Annotated in this window: 3 protein-coding genes; all 3 read right to left on the bottom strand. The window is 75.1% G+C overall.

What is annotated here, in order from left to right:
• Positions 1 to 6 precede the first annotated feature (6 nt).
• Genes ACA511_RS23865 through ACA511_RS23855 form a run of 3 tightly spaced genes read right to left on the bottom strand, consistent with a single transcriptional unit; the run spans position 7 to position 24,313 of the window.
• On the bottom strand, positions 7 to 3,900 hold the full coding sequence (locus ACA511_RS23865) for an amino acid adenylation domain-containing protein (protein WP_375026795.1): 3,894 nt from the start codon (positions 3,898 to 3,900) through the stop codon (positions 7 to 9).
• Positions 3,897 to 11,597: an amino acid adenylation domain-containing protein gene (locus tag ACA511_RS23860; RefSeq protein ID WP_375026794.1), complete on the bottom strand. Its 7,701-nt coding sequence runs from the start codon at positions 11,595 to 11,597 to the stop codon at positions 3,897 to 3,899. Before ACA511_RS23860 ends, ACA511_RS23865 begins: the two co-directional genes overlap by 4 nt.
• On the bottom strand, positions 11,594 to 24,313 hold the full coding sequence (locus ACA511_RS23855; protein ID WP_375026793.1) for an amino acid adenylation domain-containing protein: 12,720 nt from the start codon (positions 24,311 to 24,313) through the stop codon (positions 11,594 to 11,596). Before ACA511_RS23855 ends, ACA511_RS23860 begins: the two co-directional genes overlap by 4 nt.
• Positions 24,314 to 24,728: the final 415 nt, after the last annotated feature.

The raw sequence follows: 24,728 nt of genomic DNA, 5'->3' as shown, positions 1-24,728 counted from the left end.
TCCCTTTCAGTGACTGCTGCGCAGTTTGTCCAACTTAGCGGCCAGCACGGCGCCCATCTCGGCGGCGGGGCCCGGCTCCATGAGGAGGTGGTGGTCGACGTCGAGCGGGTAGTCCTCGATCTCGCCCTCGACGAGCGGGCCCCAGTTGGACCGCCCGGTGGGCGAGTCGCCGGTGCGCCCCCGGAGCGCGGTGAAGAACACGATGTCGCCGCGGAACCGTCCCGGCCGGTACCGCTCGGCCTGGCGGAGCCCGTTCTCGTAGTTGCGGTAGACGTTGACGAGGTCGTCCTCGCCGAGGGTGGCGAGGGCGTCGTCGCGGTCGGCGAGCAGGGCCATGATCTGCGCCATGTCGGGGTTGCCGTCCGCGGCGACCATCCCGGCGTCGATGCCGATGGCCTCCAGCAGCTCCGGGAGGACCTCGCGCCGCTCGGATTCGAGGTCCTGGCCGTGGTAGGCGTCGATGAGGGCGAGCAGGCCGACGCGCTCGCCCGCGTCCTGGAGCCGGACGGCCATCTCGTAGGCGACGAGCCCGCCGAGCGACCAGCCCGCGAGGTGGTAGGGGCCGGACGGCCGGACGGCCCGGATCTGCTCCAGGTAGTCCGCGGCCATCTCCTCCACCGAGCCGGGCAGCTCGGACTGCGTGAACGCGCGGGCCTGCAGCCCGTAGATCGGCTGGTCGGGGCCGAGGTGCCGCTGGAACTGGAGGTAGCCCCAGGACAGGCCGCCGGCCGGGTGGACGAAGAAGACCGGCGGGCGGGCGCCCCCGGCGCGGATCGGGAGCAGGACCTCGAAGCCGAGCCTGTCCTCGGGCTCGCCCGCGCGGGTCAGGGCCTCGACGGTCTGGTGGGTGAACACGTCGCGGGGCGTCAGCTCGACGCCCGCCAGGCGGGCCCGGGTGACGAGCTTCAGCGCGGCGATGCTGTCGCCGCCGAGGTCGAAGAAGCTGACGTCGGCGCCGACGCGGTCGAGGCCGAGGACGTCCGCGACGATCGCGCAGAGCCGCTCCTCCTCGGGCGTGCTGGGGTCGCGTCCGGCGGCGGCCTCGCCGTAGTCGGGGGCGGGCAGGGCGCGCCGGTCGAGCTTGCCGTTCGGGCCGGTGGGGAACGTGTCGAGCCGGACGAACGCGGCCGGCACCATGTACTCGGGCAGCCGGTCCCTGACGAACTCGCGCAGCCCGCCGATCGATTCGGCGACGACGTAGGCGACGAGGGTCTTGACGCCGGGGGCGTCCTCGCGGGCGACGACGGCGACGTTCTGCGCGGCCGGGTGGGCGGCGACGGCCGCCTCGATCTCGCCCAGCTCGATCCGGAACCCGCGGACCTTGACCTGGAAGTCGGCGCGGTCGACGTATTCGAGGGCGCCGTCCGGCCGCCACCGGACGAGGTCGCCCGTCCGGTACATGCGGTCGCCGGGCGCGCCGTACGGGTCGGCGACGTAGCGCTCGCCGGTGAGCGAGGGCCGCCGCAGGTAGCCGCGGCCGAGCCCGGCGCCCGCGATGTACGCCTCGCCGACCACGCCGGGCGGGACGGGCCGCAGCCCCTGGTCGAGCACGTAGACGCGCACGTCGTCGAGGGGGCGGCCGAGGACGGCGGACGTCTCGGACGGGTCGGCGAGCGGCGCCCGCTGCCCCGCGATGGTGGTGTACGTGGTGGCCTCGGTGGGCCCGTACACGTTGCCGACCTCGATGCCGGGGCAGGCGGCGAGGACCTTGCGGATGGCGCTCGGCGATCCCGCCTCCCCGCCGGTCAGGACCTCGCGGAGCCCCGCGAACGCGTGCGGCCGCTCGTCGGCGACCAGGTTGAACAGGGTGGTGGTGAGGAACAGGCCGGTCAGCTCCCCGGCGGCGATGAGCTCTTCGAGCGCCTCGCCGCCCAGGTGGCCGGGGGGCGCGACGACGGCGGTGCCGCCGCGCAGCAGCGGCGTCCAGATCTCGTAGATCGACGCGTCGAACGCGTGCGGCGAGTGGACGAGGACCCGCTCGTGGGCCCCTCCCCCGAGCCGCCCGTCGGTGGCGAGGTCGACCGCGTCGCGGTGCCGCAGCATGACGCCCTTGGGGACGCCCGTCGAGCCGGAGGTGAACAGCACGCAGGCGAGCTGCTCGGGGTGGCACTCCACGTCCGGGGCGGTGTCCGGCAGCGCGTCCGCTCCGGGGTCGTCGTCCACGACCAGGATGCGGGCGGACGTGCCGAGGGCGGCGACGCGGTCCCGCATCGGCGCGTTGACGACGAGGACGGGCGCGTCCACCTCGGCGATCGCCCAGGCCGTCCGCTCGGGCGGGTAGCCGTGGTGGATCGGCGCGTAGGCTCCGCCGGCCTTGAGGATCGCCAGCGAGACCACGACGGTGTCGGCGGATCTTTCGAGCAGCACCGCGACGGGGGTCTCGCGCCCGACGCCGAACTCGATGAGCCGGTGCGCAAGCCTGTTCGCCCGCGCGTCCAGTTCGGCGTACGTGAGCGACTCCCCCGCCGCGCGGAGGGCGGTCGCGCCGGGGTTCGCGGCGAGCTGCCCGGCGAAGCGGCCGGTGAGGGTGTCCGGGCGGTGGCCGGCCCGCGGGCCCTGCCACGTCCCGAGGACGAGGGCGCGCTCGTCGTCGTCCAGGACGGCGATGCGGCCGAGCGGCAGGTCCGGGCGGTGGGCGATCGCTTCGAGGACGCGGACGAGGCGGCGCATCAGGCGGCGCGCCTCGGCGGCGGTGCAGAGGTCGGTGCGGTGGTCGATGCGGAGCGACAGGCCGCGGCCGGGGACGGCGGCGAACGTCAGCGGGTAGTGCGAGGCGTCGTGGCCGTCGACGCCGTGGAGGGTGAGGCCGCCGAGGTCGGTACCGGCGGCGTCGGGGTCGAACGGGTAGTTCTCCAGGACGGTCATCGTGTCGAACAGCGTCCCGGCGCCGGTCAGCCGCTGGATGTCGGACAGGCCGAGGTGGTGGTGCGGCATCAGCGCGGCCTGCTCGTCCTGGAGCCGGGTGAGGGCCACGGCGACGGTGTCGGCGGGGCGGACGCGGACGCGGATCGGCAGCGTGTTGATGAACAGGCCGATCATCTGCTCGACGCCGGCGAGTTCCGGCGGGCGGCCGGACACGGCGGCGCCGAACACGACGTCGGTGGAGCCGGTGAGGCGGCTGAGCAGCGTCCCCCAGGCGAGTTGCAGGACGGTGTTGAGGGTGACGCCCTGGGCGCGGGCGCGCGCGCCGAGCGCGGAGGTGAGCTCCTCGGTGAGGCGGGTCCGGACGCGTCCGGGGGTGTCGGCGCCGGGCTCGGGCGCGCCCGGCGCGACGAGGGTGGGTTCGTGGACGCCGTCGAGGGAGCGGCGCCAGGCGTCCTCGGCGGCGGGGCGGTCCTGGGCGGCGAGCCACGCCAGGTAGTTCTTGTACGGCGTGACCCGCGGCATCCCGGTGTCGTCGCCCTTGGCGAGGTACAGCGCGAACAGCTCGGTCTGCAGGACGGGCGTGGACCAGCCGTCCAGCAGGATGTGGTGGTTGGTGAACACCATGCGGTGCAGGCCGTCGGCGAGCTTGATGAGCGTGTACCGCAGCAGCGGCGGCTTCGTCATGTCGAAGGGCCGGGCGCGTTCGGCGGCGGCCAGTTCGCGCGCCCTCGCCTCGCGTTCGGGCTCGGGCAGGGCGGAGAGGTCCTCGTCCCGCCACGGCAGCCGGACCGTGCGGTGCACGACCTGGACCGCCGAGCCCTCCTTGCGCTGCCGGAACCCGGCCCGCAGGTTCGCGTGCCGGCGCAGGAGGGTCGCGGCGGCGGCCTTGAGCGCGTCCACGTCGAGGGGGCCGCGCAGGTCGAACACGACCTGCGCGGTGTAGACGTCGCGGCCCGAGTCGTAGAGGGCGTGGAAGAACAGCCCCTGCTGCAACGGGGACAGCGGGAGGATGTCCTCAAGCTGCGACTTGCTCAATCCAGCTCCCATTCGCCGTCGAGCTCGGCGGCGAGCTCGTCGATCTCGTCCTGGCTGACGTCCACGAGGGACAGGTCGGACGGGGTGAACCCGCCGACGGGCCCCGCGGCGGCGCCGCCGGCGACGTGCGCGACGAGGCCGCGCAGCGCCGCGTACCAGCGGGCGGCGAGGTCCTCGACGGCGGCGGCGTCGAACAGGTCCCCGGCCCACGTCCACGTCGCGGACAGCTCGGGGCCGCCCGGCAGGTCGCGGGTGTGCGCGTTGACCTCGACGGCGTGGACGAGGCCGAGCGCGGGGTCCTGCCCGGCGCCGAGCGCGGCGCCGTCGGCCTGGTCCGCGGGCCCCCAGTCGGTGGCCTCGGGCGCGGCGGAGCGGCCGAGGTAGTTGAACGCGATCTGCGGGCGGGCGGTGAGGGCCGCGCCGGACGCGGGGGCGAGGTGGCGGAGCAGCCCGTAGCCGATGCCGTTGTCGGGGATCTCGCGGAGCTGCTCCTTGACCCGCTTGAGCGCCGTCCCGACGGCCTGGCCGCCCTCGCGGACGTCGGCCGGCTCCACCCAGCCCGCGTCGACGCGGACCGGGTGGATGGAGGTGAACCAGCCGGCGGTGCGGGACAGGTCGACGCCGGGGACGATCTCCTCGCGGCCGTGCCCTTCGAGGTCGATGAGGACGGCCGTCTCGTCGGACGTGCCGCGCTCGCGCCGCCATTCGGCGACGGCGAGGGCGAGGCCGGTGAGCAGGACGTCGTTGACGCGCCCGTGGAACGCGGCCGGGACGGCGGTGAGGAGCGGCTCGGTCACGTCGGCGGGCAGGTCGAGGGTGAGGTGCCGCGCCGTCCCGAACGTGTCGGCGGCCGGGTCGAGCGGGCGGGCGCCGAGGACGGGGTCGGGGGTGGCGAGGACGTCCTCCCAGAGCGGCAGCTCGGCGGTCCGGGCGGGGTCGGACGCCTCGGCGGTGAGGCGCTGCGCCCAGCGGCGGAACGACGTGGGGACGGGGTCGAGCTCTCCCCCGGCCCACGCGGTGACCAGGTCGGGGAGCAGGATCCGCCAGGACACCCCGTCCACGGCGAGGTGGTGGAGGGTGAGCAGGAGGCGTCCCGAGGCGGCGGGCCCGGCGTCGAACCAGACGAGCTGCGCCATCGTCGCGGCGGACGGGTCGAGGCGGCGGCGGGCGGCCTCCGCCTCCCCGGCGAGGACGGCGCGGAGGGCGCCGGCGTCCAGGCCCGCCACGTCCACGCGGCGGACGAGGGGCGCGGCGTCGACCGTGCCGGGCTCGCCGACCTCGAACTCGTCGCCGTCCGCGCGGAGGCGGAGCATGTCGTGGTGGTCGAGGACGGTCTGGAGCGCCCCGGTCAGGGCGCCGACGCCGAGGTCCGGCGGCACCTGGAGCAGCATCCGCTGGCTGTAGCCGGCGACGGGCCCGGCCAGCTCCCGGTACCAGCGCATGATCGGCGTCGCGGGGACGCGGCCGATGCCCGCGCCGGGCGCCTCGGCCTCGACCCGCTCGCCCTCGCCGACCGGCCTGGCGGCGGCGGCCAGCTCCTCGACGGTCTGGTGCTGGAACACCTCGCGGGGCGTGATGACGAGGCCGGACTGGCGGGCGCGGGAGACGAGCTGGATCGCGATGATCGAGTCGCCGCCGAGGTCGAAGAACCCGTCGTCGATCCCGGCCCGCTCCAGGCCGAGCACTTCGGCGAACAGCCGGGCGAGGGTCTCCTCCTCGGCGGTGCGCGGCGCGCGCGACGACGCCTTCGCGGCGAAGCCGGGCGCGGGCAGGGCCGTGCGGTCGAGCTTGCCGTTGGACGTCAGCGGGATCGCGGCCAGCTCGACGACGGCCGCCGGGACCATGTAGTCGGGCAGCGACCGCCCGGCGAACCGGCGCAGGTCGGCCGGGTCGGCGGGGGCGGCGCCGGCCGCGACGACGTAGGCGACGAGGCGGCCGTCCCGGACGATGACGGCGGCGTCCTTGACGGCTTCGTGCCTGGTCAGGACGCCCTGGATCTCGCCCGGCTCGATGCGGAAGCCGCGCAGCTGCACCTGCTGGTCGGCGCGGCCCAGGTATTCGAGGGCGCCGTCGCGGCGCCGGCGGCCGAGGTCGCCCGTCCGGTACATGCGGGCGCCGGGCGCGCCGTGCGGGTCGGCGACGAACCGCTCGGCGGACAGGCCGGGGCGGTTCAGGTAACCCCGCGCCAGGCCCGCCCCGGACACGTACAGCTCGCCCGCCACGCCCGGCGGGACGGGCTGGAGGCGTCCGTCGAGGACGTAGACGCGCAGGTCGGGGATGCCGACGCCGATGACGCTGCCCGGGGCGGTGGCGGCGTGGACGCGGTCGAGGGCGATGTGGGAGACGTGGACGGTCGTCTCGGTGATCCCGTACATGTTGACGAGCGTCGGCGCGTCCTCGGGATGCCGGGAGTACCAGTCCTCAAGGCGTCCCAGGTCGAGGGCCTCGCCGCCGAACACGATGTAGCGGAGCGCCAGGTCCGTGCCCGGGTTGTCCCTGTCGGCGGCCATGAGCTGGTAGAACGCCGACGGGGTCTGGTTGAGGACCGTGACCTTCTCGGCTTCCAGAAGCTTGAGGAAGTCCTCCGGCGAACGGGACGTCAGGTACGGGACGACGATGAGACGGCCGCCGTAGAGCAGCGGCCCCCACAGCTCCCAGACCGAGAAATCGAACGCGTAGGAGTGGAACAGCGTCCACACGTCGTCCGGCCCGAAACCGAACCACTGCTCGGTCGAGCGCAGCAGCCGCACCACGTTCTGGTGCGGAACCACCACGCCCTTGGGCCGACCCGTCGAACCCGACGTGTAGATGACGTAGGCCGGGTGGTCCGGGTGGATGGCGACATCAAGGTTCGTACTGGGCTGCCCGGTAGCGTCCAGGTCGTCCGGGCCGAGGGTCAGGACGGGCTTGGCGTCCTCGACCATGTAGGCGATGCGGTCTTCCGGATAGTCCGGATCGATCGGCACATATGCCGCGCCCGTCTTCAACACCGCCAGGACCGCCACCACGAGGTCCGCCGAGCGCGGCAGCGCCAGCGCCACGAACTGCTCCGGCCCCACACCCCGCTCCGCGAGCCGGCGCGCCAGGCGGTTCGCCTTCGCGTTGACCTCCGCGTACGTCCACGACACGCCCTCGAACGTCACGGCGGGCGCGTCCGGCCGCGCCGCCGCCTGCGCCTCGAACAGCGCCGGGATCGTCGTCCGCTCGGCCTCGCCGGCGCTCTCGCCTCCGGCCCAGCGGCGCAGCAGCGTGCGGCGCTCGCTCCGGTCGAGGATCTCGGCGGCGGTGATGGGCGCGCCGGGGTCGGCGACCAGTGCGCGGACGAGGCGCTCGAAGCGGTCGGCGACGGACACGGCGGTGGCGGCGTCGAAGAGGTCGAGGGCGTACTCCAGCCCGGCCTCGATGCCGCCGGGCGCGCCGCCGTCGCCGTGCCGTTCCTCCAGGTAGAGGGACAGGTCGTACTTGGCGACGCCCGCGACCAGGGGTTCCGCGCCGCCGGTGAGGCCGTCCAGCTCCAGCCGGGCCTCCGGGTTGTTCTGGAACGACAGGACGACCTGGAACAGCGGGTGCCGGGCCATCGACCGCGCCGGGTTGAGCACCTCGACGAGCCGCTCGAACGGCAGGTCCTGGTGCGCGTACGCGGCGAGGTCGGACTCCTTCACCCGGGCGATCAGCTCGCGGAAGGACGGCTCCCCCGAGGTGTCGGTCCGCAGGACCAGCATGTTCACGAACATGCCGACGAGGTCGTCGAGGGCCTCGTCGGTGCGGCCCGCGATGGGCGAGCCGATCGGCACGTCCGTGCCCGCCCCGAGCCGGGTGAGCAGCGCGGCGTAGGCGGCCTGCATGACCATGAACAGGCTCGCGCCGCTCTCGCGGGCGAGCGCCAGGAGCCCTGCGTGCAACTCGGCGTCGAGCTCGAACGTGTGCGTTCCGCCCCGGTAGGACGCCTCCGCCGGGCGCGGCCGGTCGGTGGGGAGCGACAGTTCCTCCGGCAGCCCGGCCAGAGCGTCCCGCCAGTAGGCGACCTGCTGCGAGATCAGGCTCTCGGGATCGTCCTCCGAACCGAACAGCTCCCGCTGCCACAACGTGTAATCGGCGTACTGGACCGGCAGCGGAGCCCACCCCGGCGCCGCGCCCCCGGCCCGCGCCGCGTAGGCGGTGATCACGTCGCGGGCGAGCGGCGCCATCGACCAGCCGTCCGCCGCGATGTGGTGCAGGACGAGCATCAGCACGTGGACGCCGTCGCCGAGCGTGAACAGGCGGGCGCGCAGGGGCGGCTCCACCGACAGGTCGAAGCCGCGCCCGACCTCGGCGGCCAGCGCCGTCGGCAGGCCCGCCTCGCCGGTCGCGTCGACCGCCAGCCTCGGCCGGGCGGCGGCCGGTTCGAGGACGAGCTGGCGGGCGGTGCCGGACCCGTCCGGGAAGATCGTGCGGAGCGACTCGTGCCGCGCCACCACGTCGGCGAGCGCCTCGCGCAGCGCGGCCAGGTCGAGGGAGCCGTTCAGGCGCAGCGCGATCGGCATGTTGAACGTCGCCGGCGCGCCCTCGAACCGGTTGAGGAACCAGAGCCGCTGCTGCGCGTACGACAGCGGCACGACGTCCGGGCGCTCGGCCCGCACCAGCGGCGGGCGCACGTCGCCGGCCGCGTCCGCGAGGCGTTCGGCGAGGCCCGCGACGGTCGGCGCCTCGAACAGCGCCCGGACGGGCAGCTCCGCACCCAGCGCGGACCGGACCTTGCCGACGAGCCGCGTCGCGGTGAGCGAGTCGCCGCCGAGGTCGAAGAACCCGTCGTCGACGCCCACCCTCGGCACGCCGAGGATCTCCGCGAACAGCCCGCACAGGATCTCCTCCTGCGGGGTGCGCGGCGCGCGGCTCGCGGCGGCGCCGGCGTCGGGCGCGGGCAGCGCGGACCGGTCCAGCTTGCCGTTCACGGTCAGCGGCAGCGCGTCCAGGACGGTGAGCGCCGGGACCATGTAGTCGGGCAGCCGCCCGGCCGCGTACCGGCGGACGGCCGCGACGTCGACGTCCGGGCCCACCAGGTACGCGGCGAGGCGCTTGTCGCCGGGCCGGTCCTCGCGGACGACCACGGCGGCCTGCGCGACGCCCGCGCACCCGGCGAGGACGTTCTCGATCTCGCCGGGCTCCACCCGGAACCCGCGGATCTTGACCTGGTCGTCGGCGCGGCCGACGTACTCGATCGTGCCGTCCGGCCGCCACCGCGCCAGGTCGCCGGTGCGGTACATGCGGTCGCCGGGCGCGCCGAACGGGTCGGCGACGAACCGCTCGGCGGTCAGGCCGGGCCTGCCGAGGTACCCGCGCGCGAGCTGCGCGCCCGCCAGGTACAGCTCGCCGGGGACGCCCGCGGGGACGGGCTGGAGCGCGGTGTCCAGCACGTAGGACCGGGTGTTGCGGTGGGGGCCGCCGACCGACGGGTGCTCGCTGCGCGCGACCACCTGGTTCATCGTGTCGATGGTCGACTCGGTGGGCCCGTAGAAGTTGCGGGCGGTGAGGCCGGGGATCGCGCGGAGCTCGGCCCACAGGCTCTCGCCGACGGCCTCGCCGCCGAGGAGCAGCTGCGTCGGCAGGTGCCGCCCGTCGTCGTCCAGCAGGCCCGCTTCGCGGAGCGAGGTGAAATGCGACGGGGTCGTGTTCACCAGGTCGATCTGCGCGCGCGCCACGTAGCCGGTGTACGCCTCGACGTCGCGGCGCGTGTCGTCGTCGATGAGGTGCAGCTCGTGGCCGTGCATCATCCACAGCAGGCCCATCCACGACGTGTCGAACGAGAACGACGCCAGGTGCGCGAACCGCATCCGCCGCCCGCCGGCGGCCTCGGCCGCCGGATCGATGAACGCGTCCCGGTGCGCCTCGAAGTAGTTGAGCACGCCCGCGTGCGGGACGGTCACGCCCTTGGGCCGCCCCGTGGACCCGGACGTGTAGATGACGTAGGCGGCGTTCCCGGCCCGCAGGCTCCGGACCCGCTCGCCGTCCGACGGGTCGTGCGCCGGGCGTCCCGCCGCGTCCGGGAAGTCGCCCGCGGTGACGGTCAGGGCCGGACGGGCGTCGGACAGCATGAAGGCGATGCGGTCGGACGGGTACTCCGGGTCGATCGGGACGTACGCCGCGCCCGCCTTGAGGACGCCCAGGATCGCCGCGACGATCGCCGGAGTGCGCGGCAGGACGAGCGCCACGCGGTCCTCGGGGCCGATGCCCCGGGCGATCAGCTCGTGGGCGAGGCGGTTGGCGCGCTCGTTCAGCTCCGCGTACGTGAGCGTCGCGTCCCCGCAGGCGAGAGCCACCTCGGACGGGGTGCGGGCGGCCTGGGCCTCGAAGAGGGCCGGGAGGGTGCCGGACGGCGCCGCGGCGGCGGTGTCGTTCCAGGCCGCGAGGGCCGAGCGCTCATCGGCGGCGGGCAGGGCGACGGCGCCGATCAGGCGGCCCGAGTCCTCGGCGAACGCCTCCAGGAAGCGGCGGACGCGGGCGAGGAGCGCCTCGACGACCGCGTGCTCGTAGACGTCCGGGCGGTAGTGCAGGCGGAGCGACAGCCGCTCGCCGGGCGCGGCGACGAACGACAGGGGGAAGTGGGTCGCGTCGTAGGAGTCGGCGGCGGCGATGCGGACGCCGTTGAGGGACCCGTCCATCGAGGACGGGTCGAACGGGTAGTTCTCCAGCACCGTCATCGTGTCGAACAGCGCGCCGCCGTGGCCGGTCACGCGCTGGATGTCGGTGAGTCCCAGGTGGTGGTGGGCGAGGAGTTCGGTCTGCTCCTCCTGGAGGCGTTCCAGGAGGGAGCCGAGCGACTCGTCCGGCCGGTACCGGACGCGGATCGGCAGCGTGTTGATGAACAGCCCGATCATCTGCTCGATGCCGGGCAGCTCGGGCGGGCGGCCGGACACGGTCGCGCCGAAGACCACGTCGTTCGTGCCGAGGAGGCGGCCGAGGACGAGCCCCCAGGCGCCCTGGAGGACGGTGCTCAGCGTGACGCCGTGGCGGCGCGCCGCGCGGCCGAGGCGGCGGGTGGTCCGCTCGTCGAGTTCGACGGCGGCGCGCTCCGGGGGCTCCGGGGCGCGGGCGGCGGCCTCGGGCGCGACGAGGCTGGGCTCGGCCACGCCGTCGAGGGCGCGGCGCCACGCCTCCTCGGCGGCCGCGCGGTCCTGCCGGGCGAGCCAGGCCAGGTAGTTCTTGTACGGGGTGACGCGCGGCATCCCCGTGTCGTGGCCGCCCTGCATGTAGAGCAGGAACAGCTCGGTCGCGAGGATCGGCGTGGACCAGCCGTCCAGCAGGATGTGGTGGTTGGTGAAGACCAGCCGGAACCGCTCGGGCCCCATCCGGACGAGGACGAACCGCAGCAGCGGCGGCGCGGTCATGTCGAAGCCGCGGGCCCGTTCCCGCGCGACGACGGCGTCCGCGTCGGCCCCCGACGCGGTGACCTCCTCCCACGGCGTCGCGACCGTGCGCGGGACCACCTGGACGGGCCGCGACAGGTCCTCGTGCCAGAACGCGGCGCGCAGGTTGGCGTGCCGGCGCAGCAGCGTCTCCGCGGCGGTGCGCAGCGCCGCGACGTCCAGGGGCCCCTCCAGGTCGAGGACGAACTGGGCCGTGTAGACGTCGCCGTCGCCCGCGTCGAAGAGGGCGTGGAAGAAGAAGCCCTGCTGCAAGGGCGACAGCGGCAGGATGTCCTCGAGGTCCCCCCGGTTCACGATCTGTGCCTCCACGCGGTCTGCAGCTTGTCGATCTCGCTCTGGTCCAGGTCGACGAGCAGGTCGGACGGGGTGAACCCGGCGGCGTCCCCGGCGGCGGCGTCCGCGGCGAGGGCGCGCAGCGCGCTGAACCAGCCCTCGGCCAGCTCCCGGACGTCGGCGGCGTCCAGCAGGCCGCCCGGCCACGTCCAGGTCGCCGACAGCACGGGCCCGCCGGGCAGGTCCCGGGTGACGGCGTTGATCTCCAGGACGTGCGCCATCGGCATCGCCGGGTCCTCGCCTGCGGGGAGTTCCTCGGACGCGAGCGTCCAGTCGCCGCCCTCGTCCCCGGCCGCGACCCGGCCGAGGTAGTTGAAGGCGATCTGCGCGGCCGGCACCGCGGCCAGCTCCTCGGCGGCGGCGCCGCCGCCGTGGCGCAGCAGCCCGTAGCCGATGCCGCCGTCCGGCACGGCCCGGAGCTGCTCCTTCACCGTCTTCAGCGCCGCGCCGCCGGCCGCGCCGCCCGCGTCCAGCCGGACGGGGTGGATCGAGGTGAACCACCCGGCGGTGCGGGAGACGTCGGCTCCAAGCACGACGTCCTCGCGGCCGTGGCCCTCGATGTCGACGAGGACGCCGGTGCCGCGCCCGCCGCGGTGCCGCCGCCACTGGGCGACGGCGAGGGCGAGGCCGGTGAGCAGCACGTCGTTCGCCCGCCCGTGGAACGAGGCGGGGACGTCGGTGAGCAGCGGCCCGGTGACGTCGGCGGGCAGGTCGAGGGTGACCGAGCGGGCGCGGGCCGCGATGTCCACGCGCGGGTCGAGCGGGCGCTTCGCGAGGTTCTGCGGAGGGCCGTCGACGATGTCGAGCCAGTCCTCCAGTTCCTCCTCGTCCCGCTCGGACGTGGTGAGCTTCTGCGCCCAGCGGCGGAACGACGTCGGCACCGGGTCGAGCTCTCCCCCGGCCCACGCGGTGACCAGGTCGGGGAGCAGGATCCGCCAGGACACGCCGTCCACTACCAGGTGGTGCAGGACGGCGAGGAGGCGGCCCTGCTCCCGGCCGGCGTCGAACCAGACGAGCTGCGCGACCGTCCCGGCGGACGGGTCGAGGCGTTCGCGGGCGGCGGCCGCCTGCTCGGTGACGACGGACTGGAGCTTGTCGGCGTCCAGCCCGGCGACGTCGACGCGGGTGACGAGCCCGGCCGCGTCGCACGCCCCGCGCGGCCGGACGACGGGCTGCCAGCCGTCCAGCCGGAGGCGGAGGACGTCGTGGTGGTCGAGCAGGGTCTGGAACGCGGCGGCCAGCCGCTCGGCGCCGAGGTCCGGCGGCGTGCGCAGCAGCATCGACTGGTGGAAGCCGCCGATCAGCGCGGCGTCGCCGGCCACCCGGTCGCGCAGCCACGCGACGATCGGGGTGACGGGGACGGGGCCGATCCCGGCGCCGGGCGGCTCCGCCTCGGTCTCCTCGCCCTCGCCGACCGGCTGCGCGGTCGCGGCCAGCTCCTCGACGGTCTGGTGCTGGAACACGTCCCGCGGCGTGATGACGAGGCCGGACTGGCGGGCGCGGGAGACGAGCTGGATCGCGATGATCGAGTCGCCGCCGAGGTCGAAGAACCCGTCGTCGACGCCCACGCGCTCCAGGCCGAGCACCTCGGCGAACAGCCGGGCGAGGGTCTCCTCCTCGGCGGTGCCGGGCGCGCGCGACGACACCTTCGCGGCGAAGCCGGGCGCGGGCAGCGCCGTGCGGTCGAGCTTGCCGTTGACGGTGAGCGGCAGCGCGTCCAGCTCGACGACCACGGCCGGGACCATGTGGTCGGGCAGGTCCCGGGCGGCGAACCGGCGCAGCTCGGACGAGTCGGCGCCGGACCCGGCGACGTGGGCGACGTAGGCGACGAGGCGGTCGTCGCGGACGACCACGGCGACGTCGGAGACCGCGTCGTGGCGGGCGAGGACCGACTCGATCTCGCCCGGCTCGATGCGGAAGCCGCGCAGCTGCACCTGCTGGTCGCTGCGGCCCAGGTATTCGAGGGCGCCGTCGCGGCGCCGGCGGCCGAGGTCGCCCGTCCGGTACATGCGGGCGCCGGGCGCGCCGTGCGGGTCGGCGACGAACCGCTCGGCGGACAGGCCCGGACGGTTCAGGTAGCCCCGCGCCAGGCCCGCCCCGGACACGTACAGCTCGCCCGCCACGCAGGGAGCGACCGGCTGGAGGCGGTCGTCCAGGACGTAGAGGCGCAGGTCGGGGATGCCGACGCCGATGACGCTGCCGGGCGCCGTCGCCGCGTAGGCGCGATCGAGGGCGATGTGGGAGACGTGGACGGTCGTCTCGGTGATCCCGTACATGTTGACGAGCGTCGGCGCGTCCTCGGGATGCCGGGAGTACCAGTCCTCAAGCCGCCCCAGTTCCAGGGCCTCGCCGCCGAACACGATGTAGCGCAGCGCCAGGTCCGTGCCCGGGTTGTCCCTGTCGGCCGCCATGAGCTGGTAGAACGCAGACGGCGTCTGGTTCAGGACGGTCACCCGCTCCGCCGCCAGCAGCGCCAGGAACTCCTCCGGCGACCGCGACGTCAGGTACGGGACGACGACCAGGCGGCCGCCGTAGAGCAGCGAGCCCCACAGCTCCCACACGGTGAAGTCGAACGCGTAGGAGTGGAACAGCGTCCACACGTCGTCTGACCCGAAACCGAACCACTGCTCGGTCGAGCGCAGCAGCCGCACCACGTTCTGATGCGGAACCACCACGCCCTTGGGCCGACCCGTCGAACCCGACGTGTAGATGACGTACGCGGGGTGGTCGGGCGAGATCGCGACACCGAGGTCGGCGTCGTCGTAGCCGGAGGCGTCCAGGTCGTCCGGGCCGAGGGTCAGGACGGGCTTGGCGTCCTCGACCATGTAGGCGATGCGGTCTTCCGGGTAGTCCGGGTCGATCGGCACATACGCGGCACCCGCCTTGAGGACCGCCAGGACCGCCACCACGAGATCGGCCGAGCGCGGCAGCGCCAGCGCCACGAACTGCTCCGGCCCCACACCCCGCTCCGCGAGCCGGCGCGCCAGGCGGTTCGCCTTCGCGTTGACCTCCGCGTACGTCCACGACACGCCCTCGAACGTCACGGCGGGCGCGTCCGGCCGGGCCGCCGCCTGCGCCTCGAACAGCGCCGGGATCGTGGCCCGCTCCACGGGGGCGGCCGTCCGGGACGCGGGGCCGCCGGCCCACTCGCCGAGGATCAGCGACCGCTCCTCCGCCGACAGGACCTCCGCGCCGCCGATGGGCGCGTCCGGGTCGGCGAGCAGCGCGGACAGGTGCCATTCGAACCGCTCCACGAGCCGCCGCGCGGTCGCCGGGTCGTAGAGGTCGAGCGCGTACTCCAGTTCGCCGTCGAGCCCGTCCGCCCGCTCGGTGAGGATCATCAGCAGGTCGAACCGGGACACCCCGGCGGTCAGCGGCTCCGGCTCGGCGCTGAACCCGGGCATCTCCAGCCGGGCCTCGGGGTTGTTCTGGAACGTCAGCCCGACCTGGAACAGCGGGTGCCGGGCCAGGTGGCGCGGCGGGTTCAGCACCTCGACGAGCCGCTCGAACGGGACGTCCTGGTGCGCGTACGCGGCGAGGTCGGTCTCCCGCACCCGGCCGACCAGCTCGCGGAACGACGGGTTCCCGGACGTGTCGGTCCGGAAGACGAGCATGTTCACGAACATGCCGACGAGGTCGTCGAGGGCCTCGTCGGTGCGGCCCGCGATGGGCGAGCCGATCGGCACGTCCGTCCCGCCGCCGAGCCGGGTGAGCAGCGCGGCGAACGCGGCCTGGGCGACCATGAACGGGCTCGCGCCGGTCTCGCGGGCGAGGCCCAGGAGGGCCGCCCGGAGGTCGGCGCCGAGCCGGAACCGCTCCGTCCCGCCCCGGTAGGACGCCTCCGCCGGGCGGGGCCGGTCGGCGGGGAGCTCCAGCTCCTCCGGCAGCCCGGCCAGAGCGTCCCGCCAGTAGGCGATCTGCTGCGAGATCAGGCTCTCGGGATCGTCCTCCGAACCGAACAGCTCCCGCTGCCACAACGTGTAATCGGCGTACTGGACCGGCAGCGGAGCCCACCCCGGCGCCGCGCCCCCCGCCCGCGCCGCGTAGGCGGTGATGAAGTCGCGGGCGAGCGGCGCCATCGACCAGCCGTCGCCGCCCACGTGGTGCATGAGCAGCAGCGCGACGTGCTCCTCCGGCCCGACGCGGAACAGGTGCGTGCGCAGCGGCGGCTCGGCGGAGATGTCGAAGGCGTACCCGGCGGCCATGGCGAGCCGCGTCGGCAGCTCCGCCTCGGTCGTCTCGGCGACCTCCAGCTCGGGGCGTGCGGCGGCCGGGTCCAGGACGAGCTGGCGCGGCACTCCCCCGCTGTCCGGCAGGACCGTGCGGAGCGTCTCGTGCCGCTCCACCAGGTCGCCGACGGCGGCGCGGACCGCGTCCACGTCCAGCGCGCCGCGGATGCGCAGCGCGGCCGGCATGTTGTAGGTCGCGTTCGGCCCCTCGAACCGGTTGAGGAACCAGTGCCGCTGCTGCGCGTAGGACGGCGGGACCACGTCCGGCCGCTCGCGCGGCTCCAGCGCCGGCCGGGGCGGCCGCCCGCCGCCGCCGAGGAGCGCGGCGAGGCCCGCGACGGTCGGCGCCTCGAACAGCGCCCGGACGGGCAGCTCGACGTCCAGCGCGCGGCGGACGCGGCTGACCACCCGCATCGCGATGAGCGAGTTGCCGCCGAGCGCGAAGAAGTCGTCGTCGGCGCCGATCCGGTCCGCGCCGAGCAGCTCGGCGAAGACGGCGGCGACGGCCTCCTCGGCCGGCCCGGACGGGGCCCGGTACGCGGTCGCGGGGGCGATCGCCAGTCGCGGCTTCGGCAGCGCCTTGACGTCGACCTTGCCGTTCGGGGTGAGCGGCATCTCGTCCAGGACGACGACGGCGGCGGGCACCATCGACTCCGGGAGGCTCTCCCGGATGTGGGCGCGCAGCTCCTCCGGGTCGAGGGTCTGGCCGGGCGCGGCGACGACGTAGGCGACGAGCCGCTTCTCCGCCGGCCCGTCGACGGCCTCGGCGGCGTCCCCGGCGATCCCCTCGGCGGCGGTGGCGCCGGGCAGGTCGAGGCCCTCGACGGTGACGGCGGCGCCGGACGCGACGGCGGCCTCCAGGGTCCGCCGGAACCAGTCGGCGAGCCGCTCGGCGGTGCCGCGGTCGAACAGGTCGAGCGCGTACTCCAGGGTCCCGGCGAGCGCGCCGGAGCCGTCGCGGGCGTCCTCCAGCAGGAACTCCAGGTCGAACTTGGCGACCCCGGCGTCCACCGGCTCGACGGCGACGTGCAGGCCGGGCAGCTCGACCGACGCCTCCGGGTTGTTCTGGAGCGTCAGCATGACCTGGAACAGCGGGTGCCGCGCCAGCGACCGGACCGGGTTGAGCACCTCGACGAGCCGCTCGAACGGGACGTCCTGGTGCGCGTACGCGGCGAGGTCGGTCTCCCGGACGCGGGCGAGCAGCTCCGCGAAGGACGGGTCGCCGGACGTGTCGGTCCGCAGCACGAGCGTGTTGACGAAGACGCCGACGAGGTCGTCGAGGGCCTCGTCGGTGCGGCCCGCGATGGGCGAGCCGATCGGCACGTCCGTGCCGCCGCCGAGCCGGGTGAGCAGCGCGGCGAGCGCGGCCTGCAGCACCATGAACACGCTGACCTGGTGGTCGCGGGCGAGGGCGCGCAGCCCGCCGGCCAGTTCCGCCGGGACCTCGAAGCCGACCTGGCCGCCCCGGTAGGAGGCGCGCTCGGGGCGCGGCCGGTCGTGCGGCAGCCGGATCTGGTCGGGGAGGCCGGCGAGGGCGTCCCGCCAGTAGGCGATCTGGCGGGCGGCGAGGCTGCCCGGGTCGCGCTCGCCGCCGAGCAGGTCGCGCTGCCAGAGCGCGTAGTCGGCGTACTGCACGGCGAGCGGCGCCCACTCGGGGGCGCGGCCCTCGCGGCGGGCCAGGTAGGCGGTGATGACGTCGCGGGCGAGCGGCGCCATCGACCAGCCGTCGCCGGCGATGTGGTGCAGGACGATGAGGAGGAGGTGCTCGTCCCCGTCCGGCCCGTCCCCGTCCGACGCGTCGCGGCCCGTCCGGTAGAGGTGCGCGCGGAGGGGCAGCTCGCGCGCCAGGTCGAAGCCGCGCGTGGCGTCCATGAACAGGGCGCCGCGCAGGTCGTCCGGCTCGGCGGCCGTGAGCAGCGGCTCCGCCTCGTCCGGCGGCAGGATCACCTGGTGCGGCTCGCCGTCGGCGTCGGCGAACAGGGTCCGCAGCGGCTCGTGCCGGGCCACGACGTCGCGGAGCGCGTCCCGCATCGCGTCGTGGTCGACCGCGCCGGTGAGCCGCAGCGGGATCGGCATGTTGTAGGTGGCGGTGAGCCCTTCGAGCCGGTTCAGGAACCAGAGCCGCTCCTGCGCGTGGGAGACGGGCAGCGGGACGGGCCGCTCCGCCGGCCGCAGCGCGGGGCGCGCCGCGCCGGCGGCGGACGCGATGTGCCCGGCCAGGCCCGCGACGGTCGGGGTCTCGAACAGCGCCCGGACGGGCAGCTCGACGTCCAGCGCGGCGCGGGCGCGGGCCACCACGCGGGTCGCCTTCAGCGAGTCGCCGCCGTGGTCGAAGAACCCGTCGTCGACGCCGACCCGGTCCAGGCCGAGGACGTCGGCGAAGATCCCGCAGAGGATCTCCTCGCGGGCGTCGCGCGGGCCGCGCGCGGTGAGGTCCGCGGCGAAGTCGGGCTCGGGCAGCGCGGACCGGTCGAGCTTGCCGTTCGGGTGGAGCGGCATCGCGTCCAGCACGACGATCGCGGACGGCACCATGTAGTCCGGCAGCGTCCCGGCGACGAAGGCGCGCAGCTCCGCCGGCTCGACGTCCCCCACGACGTACCCGGCGAGGACGTTGTCGCCGACCGCGTCGCGGCGCGCCACGACGACGCTCTGCGCGACCGCCGGGTGCGCGGAGAGCGCGGTCTCGATCTCGCCCAGCTCGATCCGGAAGCCGCGGACCTTCACCTGGTGGTCGAGGCGGCCGAGGTACTCGATGTGGCCGCCGCGGTTCCACCGGACGAGGTCGCCCGTCCGGTACATCCGCTCGCCCGGACCGCCGAACGGGCAGGCGACGAACCGGTCCGCCGACAGGGCGGGGCGGCGCAGGTAGCCGCGCGCGAGGCCGTCGCCCGCGAGGTACAGCTCGCCCGGCACGCCGACGGGGACGGGCTGGAGCCGCCCGTCCAGCACGTAGGCGCGGGTGTTGGCCATCGGGCGGCCGATCGGGGCGAGGCCCGCGGTGTTGCCGTCGTCGTACCAGCCGGTGACGAAGACCGTCGCCTCGGTCGGCCCGTAGATGTTGGAGATGCGGGCGTCCGGCAGCAGCGCCCGGACGTCCTGGACGAGCTGCGGCGGCAGCGCCTCCCCGCCGAGCGCCACGTCCCCCGCCTCCAGCCGGAACTGGGGGGACGCCCCGCCGGCGGCGTCCCGGCGGGCCCCGCCGCGCGACAGCAGCACCGCCACCGCCGACGGGACGCCGCTGATCATCGTCCCGGACCAGCCGCCGCGCTCGGCGACCTCCAGGAGGTCGCGGACGACCTCGATCTCGCCGCCGGCGGTGAGCGGCACCAGCCACTCGAACACCGACACGTCGAAGTTCAGCGACGTGGAGAACAGGACGCGCCGCATCCGGGCGGGGCCGTAGCTCGCCATCGACTCGGCGCAGAAGTCCACGACGTTGGCGTGGGAGATCACGACGCCCTTGGGGCGGCCCGTCGAGCCGGACGTGTAGATGATGTACGCCGGGTTCCCGGGACGCAGCGGCCGGACGCGTTCGGCGTCGGCGAGGTCGCCTGCGGGCAGCCCTCCGAGGGAGAGCGCGTCGAGATCGACGCGGGGCGTCCCGCCGGGCAGCGCCGCGCCCGACGTCGTGATGACGCAGGCGGGGGCGGCGTCCTCCAGCATGTAGGCGATGCGGTCGGCCGGGTACGCCAGGTCGACGGGCAGGTACCCGGCGCCCGCCTTCAGCACGGCCAGCGCCGCGACCACGAGGCGGGCGTCGCGCGGCAGGGCGAGGGCGACGAAGTCCTCGGCGCCGACGCCGCGCGCGACGAGGTGCCGGGCGAGGCGGTTCGCGCGGGCGTTCAGCTCGGCGTAGGTGACCCGGTCCCCGCCGGCCACGACGGCGGTCGCGTCCGGGGTGCGGGCGGCCTGCGCCTCGACCAGGTCGGGGACGACGGCGGGCACGACCGGCAGGGCGGTGTCGTTCCACCGGTTCAGCAGGGTGTCGCGTTCGGCGCCGTCCAGCAGATCGACGGCGCTGAGCGGCAGGGACGGGTCGGCGGCGACCTGGGCGAGCAGCCGCTCCAGCCGGGCCGCCATCGACGCGGCGGTCTCCGGGTCGAACAGGTCGAGCGCGTACTCCAGCCGGCAGCCGATCCCGGCGGGGGCGCCGGCCGCGTCCTGCGCCTCCTCGACCAGCAGCGCCAGGTCGAAGCGGGACACGCCCGGGTCGACCGGCTCCAGCGCGACCGTCAGGCCGGGCAGCGCGACCCGCGCGGACGGGTTGCTCTGGATCGAGATCATCGCCTGGAACAGCGGGTGCCTGGCCATCGACCGCTGCGGGTTCAGCACCTCGACGAGCCGCTCGAACGGGACGTCCTGGTGGGCGAACGCGGCGAGGTCGGCCTCGCGGACCCGGCCGAGCAGCTCGGCGAACGACGGGTCGCCGGAGGTGTCGGTGCGCAGCACGAGCGTGTTCACGAACACGCCGACGAGGTCGTGCACGGCCTCGTCGCCGCGGCCCGCGACCGGCGAGCCGATCGGCACGTCCGTCCCCGCGCCGAGGCGGGTGAACAGCCCGGCGAGCGCGGCCTGCAGCACCATGAACAGGCTGGCGCGGTGGTCGCGGCCGAGCGCGGTGAGCGCGGCGTGCAGGCCGGGCGGCAGCGTGAACGCGTGCTGGGCGCCCCGGTAGGTGGCGCGCGGCGGGCGCGGCCGGTCCGCCGGCAGCGCCAGCTCCTCGGGGAGGCCGGCGAGGGCCTCCCGCCAGTGCGCGAGCTGCCGGCTCATGACGCTGCCGGGGTCGTCCTCGTCGCCGAGGACCTCGCGCTGCCAGATCGCGTAGTCGGCGTACTGGACGGGCAGCGGCGCCCACTGCGGCTCGTCCCCGGCGGCGCGGGCGGCGTAGGCGGTGATGAGGTCGGTCGCCAGGGGCTCCATCGACCAGCCGTCCCCGGCGATGTGGTGCATCACCAGCAGGAGCAGGTGGTCGTCCTCGGCGACGCGGAGGACGTGCGCGCGGACGGGCGGCTCGGCGGCCAGGTCGAACCCGCGGGTCGCGGCCTCGAACACCGCGTCCCGGAGCCCGTCCGGGCCGCAGGCGATGACCTCCGGCTCGGCGCCGAGCTCGTCCGGGGCGAGGACGCGCTGGTACGGCTCGCCCTCGACCGGCACGAACACCGTGCGGAGCGCCTCGTGCCGCGTCATCATGTCGCGCATCGCGGCGCGGACCGCGGCCAGGTCGAGCGAACCGGTCAGCCGCAGCGGGATCGGGATGTGGTAGGTCGCGTTGGGGCCTTCGAGGTCGTGGATGAACCAGAGGCGCCGCTGCGCGTACGAGACCGGGACGAGGCCGGTCCGCTCCGCCGGGACCAGCTTCGGCCCGGCCTCCCCGGCCGCGTCCCCGATGGCGGCGGCCAGCGCGGCGACGGTCGGGGCGTCGAACAGCGCCCGGACGGCCAGCTCCGCGTTCAGCGCCGCGCGGGCGCGGGCCACCACGCGGGTCGCCTTCAGCGAGTCGCCGCCGAGGTCGAAGAAGTTGTCGTCGATCCCGACCCGCGCCACGCCGAGGACCTCGGCGAACACCGCGCACAGCGCCTCCTCGCGGGCGTCGCGGGGCGCGCGGCCGGCGGCGGGCGCGGCGGGGCCGGGCGCGGGCAGCGCGGCCCGGTCGAGCTTGCCGTTCGGGTTCAGCGGCATCTCGTCGAGGACGACGATCCCCGCCGGGACCATGTACTCGGGCAGGACCGCCGCGACGGACCGCCTCAGCTCCGCGGCGTCGACGCCGTCGCCGACGACGTAGCCGGCGAGGACGGTGTCGCCCGCGGCGTCCCGGCGCGCCACGACGACGCTCTGCGTCACGGCCGGGTGGGCGGAGAGCGCGGTCTCGATCTCGCCCAGCTCGATCCGGAAGCCGCGGACCTTCACCTGGTGGTCGAGGCGGCCGAGGTACTCGATCTGCCCGCCGTCGTTCCAGCGGACGAGGTCGCCCGTCCGGTACATCCGCTCGCCGGGCCCGCCGTAGGGGCAGGCGACGAACCGTTCGGCGCTCAGCCCGGGGCGGCGCAGGTAGCCGCGCGCCAGGCCGTCGCCCGCGAGGTACAGCTCGCCGGGGACGCCCGCGGGGACGGGCTTGAGCGCCGCGTCCAGCACGTACGCGCGGGTGTTGGCGATCGGGCCGCCGATCGGCGCGTGGCCGGCGGTGTTGCCGTCGTCGGACCAGGCCGTCGCGTAGACGGTCGCCTCGGTCGGGCCGTAGATGTTGGAGACGCGCGCGTCCGGGACGAGGGCGCGCAGGTCATGGACGAGCCGGGCCGGCAGGGCCTCGCCCGCGAGGACGATGTCGTTCGCCTTCAGGTCGAGGGGGCCCGCGGCCAGGAGGGCCGACATCGCGGACGGGACGCCGGAGACGAGCGTGCCGTGCCAGCCGCCGCGCTCCGCCACGTCCAGCAGGTCGCGGACGACCTCGATGTGGCCGCCGGCCGTCAGCGGGGCCAGCCACTCGAACACCGACACGTCGAAGTTGAGGGACGTGGAGAACAGGACGCGGGCGAGGCGCCCGGCGCCGAAGTCCCGCTTCGCCCACGCGCACAGGTCGGCGGCGCCGGCGTGCGATACGACGACGCCCTTGGGGCGTCCCGTCGAACCCGAGGTGTAGATGGCGTAGGCCGCGTTGCCGGGACGGAGCGGGCGGACGCGGTCCCCGTCGGCGGGCGCCTCGGCGGACTCGCCGGACAGGTCGAGGCCGTCCAGCAGGACGCGCGGCACGGCGCCCGGCAGGTCGGCGCCGGACGTCGTGACGACGCAGGCGGGGGCGGCGTCCTCCAGCATGAACGCGATGCGGTCGGCCGGGTATGCCGGGTCGACCGGCAGGTACGCGGCGCCCGCCTTCAGCACGGCGAGGGCCGCGACGACGAGGTTCTCGTCGCGCGGCAGGGCCAGCGCGACGAAGTCCTCCGCGCCGACGCCGCGTCCGATCAGGTGGCGGGCGAGGCGGCTGGCGCGCTCGTCCAGCTCCCGGTAGGTGAGCGTGGCCCCGCCGTGCGTGACGGCGGGCGCGCCGGGGGTGCGGGCGGCCTGCGCCTCGAACAGCTCGGGGAGGACGGCCGGCCCGACCGGCGCCGCCGTGTCGTTCCACTCGTCCAGGACCCGGGCGCGCTCGGCGTCGTCCAGCAGGTCCACGTCGCGGAGCGGCGTGGACGGGTCGGCGTCGCCCAGCGCCCGCAGGAACCGGACGTAACGGTCCAAGTGCGTGGCGACCTGGTCCTCGGTGTAGAGGTCGGGGTGCGCCTCGAAGTCGACGCGCATCCCGGCGCCGTCGGAGTTGTCGTAGATGTTGATCGACAGGTCGTCGATCGGCCCCGTCGTGATGGCGTGGGGCCGCGCCGGCAGGCCCCCGAAGTCGAACCGGTAGTCGAACGCCATGATGTTGATGACGGGCCCGTACAGCCGGCGGCGCTCGCCGAGCAGCTTCAGGTCGCGCAGCAGGTCCTCGCGCCGGTAGCGCTGGTGGCGCAGCGCCCGCGCGCTCGCCCGCGTCACCGTGCGGACCAGCTCCTCCACCGTCATGCCCGGCCGGACGGTGACGCGCAGCGGCAGGACCGTCGACAGCATGGCCGGGGTGTCCAGGGCCGCCTGCGAGGTGCGGCCGGACACCGCGAGGCCCAGGATGACGTCCTCGGCGCCGGTCATCCGCGCCACGTACGCGGCCGTCGCGGCGATCGCGAGGCCCTGCGTCGCGGTGCGCAGCCGGCGGGCGCCCGCCGCCAGGCCGGCCGCCTCCTCCGGCGGGACGGCGCCGATCAGGCTGAGGTAGTCGGTGGTCGGCTCGGCCATCTCGTCCGACAGCGACACCGCGACCGGGCGGTCGGCGAACCGGTCCGTCCAGTAGGCGCGGTCCCGCTCGAACCGCTCCGACGCCCGGTAGTCCTCCTCGGCGGCGAGGAGCGCCCGGTAGTCGCCCACCTCCGCCGGGACGTACTCGCCGCCGTTCGCGAGCAGCGTGTAGACCTCGGCGGCGCGGCGGCTGATCAGCAGGCCGCTGTAGGCGTCCAGGATCGTGTGGTGGGCGCGCAGGAACCAGCGGTGCAGGTCGGGCCCGAGCCGCAGCAGCGCCGTGAGGAACAGCCGGTCGCCGTCGAGGGGCAGCGGCGCCGACATCCGCTCGCGCATCCACGCGCGCGCGGCGGCGTCCGGGTCGGGCTCGCCGGACAGGTCCACGAGCGGGATCGACACGCTCGCGTCCGGGTCGAGGATCTGCCGCGGGACCCCGTCCCCTCCGGCGAGCCGCGCGTTCATCGCCGGCGACTCGTGCGCGGCGATCCGCGCCACCCGGTCGAACAGAGCGTGGTCGACCGGCCCCTCGATCTCGATGTACTGCGCGATGTGAATCGGCGTTTCCGGCGCCAGCTGCTGCGCGTACCAGACGCTCCGCTGAGCGGCCGAAAGAGGAACGAACTCGGTGGACATCAAGCGGCACTTTCCCGGTCGAAGGGGGTTTCCTTTACGCCCGGCATCGGAACCGGCAGGGCGCCGGCGGGCAGCAATTCAGAGAGAATGACCACAGAACTGATCGGGCTTTCCCCGTCCCCTTTCACCCCGAGCCGCCACCGGGAACGCGATCGGCCCGCGTTTTCCCGGAGTCAACGCCCTGTGTTCCCGCCAATACAGAGCGCCGCCGCTTTCCGCGCTCACCGGAACCGCCCTCGACCCAACGTTCTACTCAGGAGTAGCGGAGTCACAGTCAACCAGCCTGTCACATGCCTCGCAATCCCCTCAAAAGTAGAACTTGGCCGGTCCCATTGCTAACAGGAGTGACAAAACCGCCGGGCCGCGTCCCGCGCCGACCCCGCCGGGACGCTCATCGGATGACAAAGGTTGGCAA

It is taken from the genome of Actinomadura sp. GTD37, assembly GCF_041951365.1.
GTDB lineage: Bacteria > Actinomycetota > Actinomycetes > Streptosporangiales > Streptosporangiaceae > Spirillospora.
Note: the sequence above shows the minus strand (reverse complement) of the source record. Positions and strands in the feature narration are given on the sequence as shown.